The organism is Caulobacter sp. AP07 (assembly GCF_000281955.1).
In the GTDB taxonomy this organism is placed as follows: Bacteria; Pseudomonadota; Alphaproteobacteria; order Caulobacterales; family Caulobacteraceae; genus Caulobacter.
The window spans coordinates 1-10047 of the sequence record NZ_AKKF01000152.1; the positions used below are offsets into that span (position 1 = coordinate 1).

General features: G+C 68.2%; 6 protein-coding genes. 3 read left to right on the top strand and 3 right to left on the bottom strand.

The annotated features are described in order from the left end of the window. On the top strand, positions 1-368 hold a 368-nt coding region (locus PMI01_RS12715; protein WP_007669005.1), incomplete at its 5' end, for a dihydrodipicolinate synthase family protein. A gap of 51 nt (positions 369-419) precedes the next feature. Next, complete coding sequence (locus tag PMI01_RS12720; RefSeq protein ID WP_007669007.1) at positions 420-2021, top strand: carboxylesterase/lipase family protein; 1602 nt, start codon at positions 420-422, stop codon at positions 2019-2021. A 179-nt stretch (positions 2022-2200) separates the two neighbouring features. Here PMI01_RS12720 and PMI01_RS12725 read toward each other — a convergent pair whose 3' ends face one another. After that, positions 2201-4072: a hypothetical protein gene (locus PMI01_RS12725; RefSeq protein WP_007669009.1), complete on the bottom strand. Its 1872-nt coding sequence runs from the start codon at positions 4070-4072 to the stop codon at positions 2201-2203. A 14-nt stretch (positions 4073-4086) separates the two neighbouring features. After that, positions 4087-5421, bottom strand: a complete 1335-nt coding sequence (locus PMI01_RS12730; RefSeq protein WP_007669011.1) for an MFS transporter — start codon at positions 5419-5421, stop codon at positions 4087-4089. Positions 5422-5815: 394 nt separating this feature from the next. Between PMI01_RS12730 and PMI01_RS12735 the strand changes: the two genes are divergently transcribed. Then, positions 5816-8644, top strand: coding sequence for a TonB-dependent receptor (locus PMI01_RS12735; protein WP_007669016.1), 2829 nt, complete (start codon positions 5816-5818; stop codon positions 8642-8644). An 84-nt stretch (positions 8645-8728) separates the two neighbouring features. Here PMI01_RS12735 and PMI01_RS12740 read toward each other — a convergent pair. Beyond that, positions 8729-10047: DUF3526 domain-containing protein (locus PMI01_RS12740; RefSeq protein ID WP_007669019.1), on the bottom strand; the 1319-nt coding region annotated here is incomplete at its 5' end.

The following is a 10047-nucleotide window of genomic DNA, read 5'->3' on the forward strand; positions in this document are numbered from 1 at the left end:
TCGGCGGCCTGCCGACCGCCGAGACCTTCGCCCTGCCCTATCTGGAGATGGGGGTGACCACCTATTCCTCGGCGATCTTCAACTTCATGCCCGACTGGGCGCTGGACTTCTACCAGGCGGTGCGGGCCCAGGACCGCGTCGCCGTCATGGCCGGCCTGCGCGACTTCGTGCTGCCCTACATCGCCCTGCGCAACCGCGGCAAGGGCTACGCCGTCTCGATCGTCAAGGCCGGCATGACCGCCATCGGCCGCGACGCCGGACCCGTCCGCGCCCCGCTCACCGACCTCACCCAGGGCGAGATGACCGAGCTGAAGGCGCTGATCGACAAAGCCCAGATCAAGGACCGGCCGCTTGCCGCCCACGGGTAGTCTCCCGATCCACGGCGGGGACCAGGAAACCCGCCTGGGGAGAAACGATCGATGACCACCCACCGCCGCGCCGTATTGGCCGGGGCGGCCGCCGCGAGCCTGGCCGGCCTGGCGGGCGCCGCGAAGGCCGCCGCCAAGGCGCCTGTCGTCACCACCCTCTACGGTAAGGTGCGCGGCGCCGAGGTCGATGGGATCAAGGTCTTCAAGGGCGTCCGCTACGGGGCCGACACCGCGCCCCGCCGCTTCAGGCCGGCCCTGCCGCCCCAACCCTGGACCGGCGTCGCCGACGCCTTGGCCTATGGCCCGGCCTGCCCGCAGACCAAGATCCAGGAGGCGGTCAGCGAGGACTGCCTGTTCCTCAATGTCTGGACCCCGGCCACCCTCGGCAAGACTGGGGTCGACAAGACGGGGGACGGCAGGAAGCGGCCGGTGATGGTCTATGTGCACGGCGGGGCCCACGCCAACGGCTCGGGCTCCGATCCGCTCTATGACGGGGTGAATCTGGCCAGGCGCGGCGACGTGGTGGTGGTGACGGTCAACCACCGGCTCAACGTCTTCGGTTACGGCTATCTCGCCAGCTTGGGCGGGCCCGACCTGGCTGACAGCGGCAATGTCGGCAACCTGGACCTGGTCATGGCCCTCCAGTGGGTGCGCGACAACATCGCCGCGTTCGGCGGCGACCCCGGCAATGTGACGGCCTTCGGGCAGTCGGGCGGCGGCGGCAAGATCGTCACCCTGATGGCCATGCCCTCGGCCCGCGGCCTGATGCACAAGGTCGCCACCATGAGCGGCCAGCACGTCACCGCCATGGGCCCGATCCACGCCACGCTCCGCGCCAAGGCGTTCATGGCCAGGCTCGGCCTGCGCCCTAACCAGACCGACGCGCTGCGCACGATGCCGGCCGAACAGCTGGTCGCCGCCCTGAAAATGCCCGACCCGCTGGAGCGCAAGGGCTCGATCATCTTCTGGTCGGTGATGGATCACGGCGTCCTGCCGCGCCATCCGTTCTATCCCGACGCGCCGCGCGAAAGCGCCCACATCCCGATGATCATAGGCAACACCCACGACGAGACCCGCGCCTTCCTCGGCGGCGATCCGAGGAACTTCACGCTCACCTGGGAGGACCTGCCCGAGCGCCTGGCGCCGGAACTGGTGCTGGACGTCGAGCCGCGCCACGTGATCGCCCGCTATCGGGAGCTCTATCCGGACTACACGCCGTCCGAGGTGTTCTTCGCCGCCACCACGGCGGGACGCTCCTGGCCCGGTCACCTGATCCAGGCCGAGCAGCGGGCCCGGATCGGCGCGCCGGCCTGGATGTACCAGCTGGACTTCGGCTCGCCGATCGACGGCGGCAAGCTGCGGGCCTTCCATGGCTTCGACATCGCCCTGGTGTTCGACAACCTCGACAAGCCGGGCGCGAAGACCGGCACGGGGCCGGCGGCGCGCGCCGTGGCCAACCAGATGAGCGAGGCGTTCCTGGCCTTCGCCCGGACAGGCGATCCGAACTGCGCGGCGATTCCGGCCTGGGGGAGGTATGAGCCGCCGAAGCGGGCGACGATGGTGTTCGATGTGAGCTCGACGATGGTCGATGATCCCCGCAAGGAAGAGCGCGAGCTGTTCTCGGTCGCGCCGTTCCTGAAGGAGGGGACGTAGAGAACCCTCTCCCAGCGGGAGAGGGAGGGGCCCGCGCCGAAGGCGTGGGAGGTGGGAGGGTGAGGGATCACGCCCTCACCGCCTGTACTCAAACACCCTGCCGGCACGCCGGTTAGCGTCTTACCCCCTCGCCCTCCCAAGCTTCGCTTGGGCCCCTCCCTCTCCCTATGGGAGAGGGCTCAAAGTGTGCGATCCCACGGAAACGCCAAGGTCGGCGGGTTCACGTGCCGTTTCATCTTCAACGTCAACCGCGCCCCCGCCCCGGCCGCCAACCGCACCGTGAACGCCGAGGCGCCCACCGCCGCCGGCGCCCCGCCGTCGGTCGCCACGCTCAGCACCTGATGCTCGCCATAGCCGCCGCCCTGCACGGTGACGGTGCGGGCCTCGACCTGGTTGGCGTTGACCAGGGTCACGACGGCGCCGTCGTCGCTCAGGCTCTCGACCAGCGCCGCGACATCCTCGGGCACGCCGGCCCGGCGACGTTCGGGGTCGAAATAGCGTAGCCGCGCATAGAGCAGCGCCCCGCCCTGGGCCGGCGAGGTCGGCGACCATGGCGGGCGGGCGATGTGGATGCCGCCCTGCATCAGGTGGATCAGCGCCTGGACGCTGGCCGGATTGATGTCCAGCGCCGCGTCCGCCAGCCGAGTGTCGGGCGTGGAACGGTCGTCCCGCTGGGCCTGGGCCCTGGCCCGGACGCGTTCGAGGTCGGCGCGCAGGGCCTTGACCGGGAAGCCGGGGTCCTGGCCGTCCAGATAGGTCAGCCACGGATGTTCGGCGGCCCGCGCCCGGTCGGACGCCTGCATCGACAGGTACCAGATCTCCAGCCCGTTCACCCGATAGTCGCCGGGCGCATAACCGTACCAGCCGTTCTCGCCGTACATCCGCGGGGTCGAGACCTTGCCGCCGGCGGTCTTCTTCTGGGCGTTGATGACGTCGGCCTGCTTGCGCCAGACGTCGAGGTACTTGTCGTCGCCGGTCAGCAGATAGGCGTTCATGAAGCCGACGATGGCGCGGGGCACCCGGTTGCGGTCCTCGCGCTTGCCGGTCTGCGGCACCTTGGGGCTGAAGCCCCAGCCATAGACCCCGCCCCACCACTTGCCGTCGGTCGCGCCGCCGATCTTGCCGTCCAGGCCGATGTTGCTGGGCAGCACCCCGCCATTGGCCCGCGCGCGCTCGACCCAGGCGTCGACATAGCCGAGCAGCCACGCGCGGTACTTGAGCTCGTGGTCGAGCATGTAGGCGTTGAGCACCAGGCTGGTGACCTGCAGGTTCAGCGGCCCGTCGCCGATGACGTCGGTATATTCGTCGTAGTGGCGCAGGGTCTCCTCATAGGTCCGCTCGCCGTGCTCCATGAAGAAGTCGCCGACCTCGAAGGGGTCGCCCGCCCAATCCAGCGCCGTGGCCTTGCGCAGCATCGGCCCGCGGCTGCCGGTGATCATGCTGCGGATGATCTTGTGTTGCGGATCGTAGTTCGGCGCGCCCGGGTCCTCGTTCATGTAGAAGCCGGAGAAGCGCCTGACCCGGTCGCGGTAGCGCGGGTCGCCGGGATCGGACAGGCCCAGCAGGTTGAACACCGACAGCCCCTCGGAGAGGTGCTGCCAGTCGGTCATGACCGGGAATTCCTTGTAGTACATGCCGCCCCGCGCGAACGGCACATCGACGGTTTTGGCCAGGGTGTACTGGCGGACATTGCCCTCGTAGGCCTGTTTCGACAGTTCCAGCAGCCGGTCGCTGGCCCCCAGGGCGTGCAGCGTCGGCCAGTCGTTGACGTTCTCGATGGCGTCGTCCGGGCCGTCATTGGCTCCCCAGCGCTCGACCGCCAGCAGGAAGCCGCGCGCGTCGAAATAGCGGGCATAGAAGGCCTCGCAGGCCTCGGCGTTGGCCGACAGCAATTCGCGCTCCAACAACGCCCATTCGGGCGGCGCCATCGGCGTTCGAATCTCCAGCGCGGCGGGCGACGCGGCCCAGGTCTTCGCGGGGAAGACGGGCGAGGCCGCGGTGGCCAGCAGCAGGGCCGAGGCGGTGCGCAGGAAGCGACGGCGACTGGTCATCGAGGCGCCTCCCCTCACGCCGCGGGCTTCAGCACGAGACGCTGGATCTTGCCGACGATCAGGAAATAGGCGGCGATGGTGATCAGGCAGTGGGCGCCCACGAAGATCAGCGCCCCGTCGAACGAGCCGGTGCCCTTGACGATGTAGCCGATGACGATCGGGGTCACGATGCCGGCGATGTTGCCGAAGGTGTTGAAGATCGCCCCCGTCACCCCGGCCATCTCCTTGGGCGAGGTGTCGGCCACCACCGCCCAGCCCAGCGAGGCCACGCCCTTGCCGAAGAAGGCCACGGCCATGATCACGATGACCAGCCATTCCTGTTCGACATAGTTGCAGGCGATGATCGTCGCGGCCAGCAGCATGCCGATCAGCAGCGGCCCCTTGCGAGCCACGTCCAGCGAGCCGGTCTTCTTGAGCAGGCGGTCCGAGATGATCCCGCCCAGCAGCCCGCCGGCGAAGCCGCACAGGGCCGGCGCGGCGGCCGTGAACCCCGCCTGCAGGATCGACAGGCCGCGCTCCTTGACCAGGTAGATCGGGAACCAGGTGACGAAGAAATAGGTCAGCACGTTGATGCAGTACTGGCCCAGATAGACGCCCAGCAGCATGCGGCTGGTCAGGATCTGGCGGACGTTATGCCAGGTGAAGGCCGCGCCGTTGCTGGCGACCTTGTCCTCCATCCGCACCAGTCCGCCGCCGGCCTCGATATAGTCGAACTCGGCCTTGTTGATCGCCGGATGGTCGGTGGGCGCGTGCACGAACTTGACGAAGATCACCGCCGCGACGAGGCCGATCGCGCCCATCACGAAGAACACCGAATGCCAGCCAAAGCGGTGCACCAGCCAGCCCATCAGCGGGGCGAAGGCGACCAGGGCGAAATACTGGGCCGAGTTGAAGATCGCCGCCGCCGTGGCGCGCTCCGAACCCGGAAACCAGGCGGCGACGATGCGGGCGTTGGCGGGAAAGGACGGCGCCTCGGCCAGGCCGACCAGGAAGCGCATCGAAAACAGCGCGACCGCCGCCGTCAGGCCGGTGAAGATCCCGGAGAAGCCCTGCAGCGCCGTGAAGAACGACCAGATCACCAGGGCGGCGGTGTAGATCTTCTTGGAGCCGAATCGGTCGAGCAACGCGCCGCCGGGAATCTGGCCGATCACATAGGCCCAGGCGAAGGCCGACAGGATGTAGCCCATGGCCACCGGATCCAGCCCCAGGTCCTTGGAGGCCGACTGGCCCGCGATCGAGAAGGTGGCGCGGTCGGCGTAGTTGATGGTGGTGATGATGAACAGCAGCAGGATGATCAGCCAGCGGACGCGGGTCCTCTTGGTGTCGCCGTTGGCGTTCTGCGCGGTCATCGCGTCTCTTCCCTGCTTTTTGCTCTTCTTGTCGCCGCCCGATCCGATCGCGCCGCGCCGCCCCGATGAAGGGGTCCGTCACCTGACGCTAAAGACCTCGGGCCGGGCGGTCTAAGTCAAATCGCCTATCGACTGATCCACCGCAGACATCAATAGCCCAGGTCGCGCGTGATTTCCGGAATCGCGAAACGCGTGTCTCGCCGGGATTTCGCCTGGGAAACCGGTATCAAATGGCGTTTTCGTCGTACATCGGTGCAGATCTGGCATCGGTCGATGCCCGATTAGGATTGGCCGCGCGACCGCTACCACCCCTATCCTTTTCAGACCGCAAGAGATCGGCGCGGACCGGTCTCCACAAGAAAACGACCCGCGAGCCGTGGGCAAGGGAGGGATTATGGCGTTTCGACATTCACCGGGTCTGCGAACCATTCTGCGTGGCGGGGCCTCCAGCCTGGCCGTGACGGTGGCCTTCGCCGCGTTCGGCGCGGCCCGGGCCCAGGACGCCGCGCCTCCCGCTGGAGCCGCGCCGAGCGACGAAGTGGAAGCCGTGGTCGTCACCGGCTTCCGCGCCAGCCTGGCCAGCGCCATCAATGTCAAGCGCAGCGCCTCGGGCGTCGTCGACGCCATCAAGGCCGAGGACATCGCCCAGTTCCCCGACCTGAACCTGGCCGAATCCCTGCAGCGCATCCCCGGCGTCTCGATCTCGCGGATCAACGGCGAAGGCCGGCAGATCTCGGTCCGGGGCCTGGGCTCGGAATATACCCGCGTCCGCATCAACGGCATGGAGGCGATCAGCACCACCGGCGGCACGGCCAACAGCGGCGGCACCAATCGCGGTCGCGGCTTCGACTTCAACATCTTCGCCTCGGACCTGTTCAACAGCATCGCGGTGCGCAAGACCGCCTCGGCCGACGTCGAGGAAGGCTCGCTCGGCGCGACGGTCGACCTGAGCACCGCCCGCCCGTTCGACTCCGGCAAGCCCCAGCTCGTGCTGTCGGCCCAGGCCAGCTACAACGACCTGGCCGAGAAGGCCGGGCCCCGCCTTTCGGCCCTGGCCAGCCGCACCTGGCGCGACGGCACGATCGGCGCCCTGATCTCGGTGGCCTACGAGGATCGCCGCCTGCACGAGGAAGGCGCCAACATCACGCGCTGGACCTATGGCGGCAGCAACGGCGGCTTCAACGCCGCCTCCACCCTGCCCGGCTACACCCTGGCCCAGATCAACTATGCGCCCACCACCGCGGCCGAAGCCGCCAACGCGATCTACCACCCGCGCATCCCGGCCTATGTCAGCTACGACATCCGGTCCAAGCGCCTCGGGGCCAGCGGCTCGCTGCAGTGGAAGCCGACCGACAACACCACTGTCTCGCTGGACGCGCTCTATTCGTACCTGGCCGGAACCCGCAAGGAGGCCCAGCTGCAGGCGATCGGCCTGTCGCGCGGCAACACGGGCAAGCCGCAGACCATCATCCGCGACGGCGTCGTCGACGCCAACCACAACCTCGTCTACGCCAAGCTCGACAATGTCGATCTGCGCACCCAGTCGGCCTATGACGAACTGAACACCGAGTTCAAGCAGTTCACCCTGTCGGCGGAGCACCGGTTCAGTGACAGGTTCAAGGTCGGCGGCCTGGCCGGCTATGCGGACTCGACCTTCACCCAGCCGGTCTCGACGATCATCACCTTCGACCGGGCCAACAGCCAGGGTTATTCGTACGACTTCCGGGGCGATCGCCTGCCGACCATCCTGCTCGGCTTCGACCCGACCGATCCGGCCAACTGGAGCGCCATCAACGGCACCTCCGAAGTGCGTCTGCGCCCGCAGTTCGTCGAGAACCAGTTCACCACCGCCAAGATCTATGGCGAGTACGAATTCAGCAACAACCTCACGATCAAGGCCGGGATCGATTTCCGCAAGTTCGAGTACGACAGCTACGGCCAGTACCGGACCAGCGAGACCGTCTCCCAGACCCTGACCCCGGCCCAGCTGGCCGCCGTCTCCAAGGTCTATTCGGGCTTCGGCAAGAACCTGGACCTGCCGGCCGGCAACGCCACGGCCTGGCTGGTCCCCGACATCGACGCCTACGCCAAGGCCTACGGCATCTACAGCAACACGGGCATCTACGCCCTGACCAACACCAACAACAGCTCGGCGCGCGGCCAGTACGGCACGGTCGAGGAGAAGGACGCCGGGGCCTATGTCGAGGCGTTGTTCAAGTTCGACGCCTTCGGCCTGCCCTTCCGAGGCGACGCCGGCCTGCGCCAGGTCAACACCCAGCAGGAGTCTGGCGGCTACGCGGTGGTCAACGGCGCGGTGCAGTTGGTCAACGTGCGGCGCGACTACAATATGAGCCTGCCGTCGTTCAACCTGGCCGCCGACCTCACCGACACCGTCGTCGCCCGGATCAGCGCCGCCAAGACGATCTCCCGGCCCGGCATCGGCTCGCTGTCGCCGGGCGGCGACGTCAGCGTCCAGGGCGCGAACCGCACCTTCTCGTCGGGCAATCCGGACCTGAACCCCACCCAGTCCAAGAACCTGGACCTGTCGCTGGAATGGTACCCGACCCAGGGCGCGATGCTGGCGGGCGGCTTCTTCTACAAGAAGATCGACACCTTCGTGGCGACGCTCCGCACCCAGGTGCCGTACAACACCCTGGGCCTGCCGGACGCGCTGATCGCCGGCACCGGCGCCGCGTCGACCGACATCTTCGACGTCACCCAGCCGGTCAACGCCAACGGCGGCAATCTGAAGGGCTTCGAGATCAACTGGCAGCAGCCGCTGACCTTCCTGCCCGGGGCCTGGCGTCACTTCGGCTACATCCTGAACTACACCTATGTCAGCTCGAAGGTGGAGTATCTGACCTCGACAACCGCCGGCGCGCCCACCGTCACCGCCCCGCTGGTTGGCCTGTCGAAGAACGCCGCCAACGCCACGCTCTATTACGAGACCGATCGCTGGAGCATCCGCGGCTCGGCCGCCTATCGCGCCGGCTACCTGGCCCAGGTGCCCGGCAACGATTTCAACTCCGTTCACGGGACCAATTCGACGCTCAACATCGACATGCAGGCCAGCTTCAACATCCGCCCGAACCTCAAGCTGAGCGTCGAGGGCGTCAACCTGACCGACGAGTTCAACGACCAGTATGTCGGCGATAGCAACCGGCTGAACGTCTACACTCACAGCGGGCGGACCTATTTCGTGGGTCTTCGCTACAACTTCTAGGGCGCGCCTCTTCCCCGTACTGCGCCTTGGTCACGGCGTCGGCTTCTTCCAGCCGACGCCGTTTTCACGAGACGACCTGTCGGATCAGCTGAGGGTGCGCCGCGCCGCGACCACGCCCCCGGCCCAGGCGCCCAGAGACAGGACCAGAAGGGCCAGCAGGGGTACGACCGGCGTCGATGACGAAGAACCGCGCGGCGCGTAGACGGGCGCCGCGGCGAAATCCTTCCGCACGAACGGCTGCTCGTTGAAGAGGTAGGGGTAGTAGAAGTCCTGCAGGCGACGGTGGAACGCCGTGACGCTGTCCTGGTAGGCCAGATGGGCCTGCAGGTCGCTATCGGCGACGCGGTGGACCAGGCTCTGGGCGGCGGCGGCCGGCGACAGCCAGCCCAGGCGTTCGGTCCAGGCCTGCCGGGCCGCCAGGCTCGCGCGATAGGCGGCGACCTGACCGGCCACGCTGTCGTCACCCATCTCGTGCATGGCGTAGTACCATTTCCAGTGGAAGCGGCCGCCGACCCGCGCCTTGTCCTTCCACTCCGGATGCTTGGCGACGAAGGGCCCCATCACCGCCTGGCGGGGAACGTCCCAGGCGTGGTGGACCGCCTCGCGCTGGGCCAGGGTCAGGTCGACGCCGCGACCGACCGGAATGGCGCGCGACAGCGCGGCGTTGGCCAGGGCCGGGACCAACAGCACCAGGACGATCCAGCATCCGACCAGTGTCGCGGCGTTGAAGGCGGATCGACGGCCCCAGGCGCCGACCACCAGGCCAAGGCCCGCCCAGAAGGCGACGTAGAGAACGGCGACCAGGCTCAGGGTCGCCACGCCCCAGGGGGGCGCCCTGGCCACGAGCGCCCCGACCAGGAAGGGCCCCAGCAGGGCCAGCAGCACCAGCCCCAGCCTCAGGCCGGCTCGCCGCAACCACAGTTGACCCGGCGGCGTCGGCAAGGCGCTCAGCAGGCGCAGGCGGCCGGCCTCCCGCTCGCCCGAGACCAGGTCGTGCATCAGGACGATGACCGCCAGCGGCGCGAGGTAGATCAGCACGAAGGCGAAGTCGAACGGGCCAGGCAGCGCCAGTTCCGGATTCACCGTCTCCGTCTCGTAGAGCTGCGCCTGGAGGCCCAGCAGCCGCACGCGGAGGACATGGGGCTGGATGTCCCGCTGTCCCATGGCGGCGAAGGCCAGGCTGGAGGGACGATCTTTCGTCAGGTGGAAAGTGTAGTAGGCGGCGTAGCCGGCTTCGCCGCCCGGCTTGCCGTACTGGGCCTCGGCGGCGGCGAAGTCGCGCGCCTGGGCCGCCGCCACCCGGTCGATCAGCGCGTTCTGGCGCGCGGTGGCCGACAGGCCGGCGCCCACCGCGACCGCCGACAGCACCAGCAGCAGCGTCAGTGCGGCGGCGGCGACCCCCG

Bases quoted from the DNA above. Each gene is read 5' to 3' on its own strand.
- PMI01_RS12730 (WP_007669011.1), bottom strand. From the start codon at position 5,421: ATGACCGCGCAGAACGCCAACGGCGACACCAAGAGGACCCGCGTCCGC.
- PMI01_RS12735 (WP_007669016.1), top strand. From the start codon at position 5,816: ATGGCGTTTCGACATTCACCGGGTCTGCGAACCATTCTGCGTGGCGGG.
- PMI01_RS12720 (WP_007669007.1), top strand. From the start codon at position 420: ATGACCACCCACCGCCGCGCCGTATTGGCCGGGGCGGCCGCCGCGAGC.
- PMI01_RS12725 (WP_007669009.1), bottom strand. From the start codon at position 4,072: ATGACCAGTCGCCGTCGCTTCCTGCGCACCGCCTCGGCCCTGCTGCTG.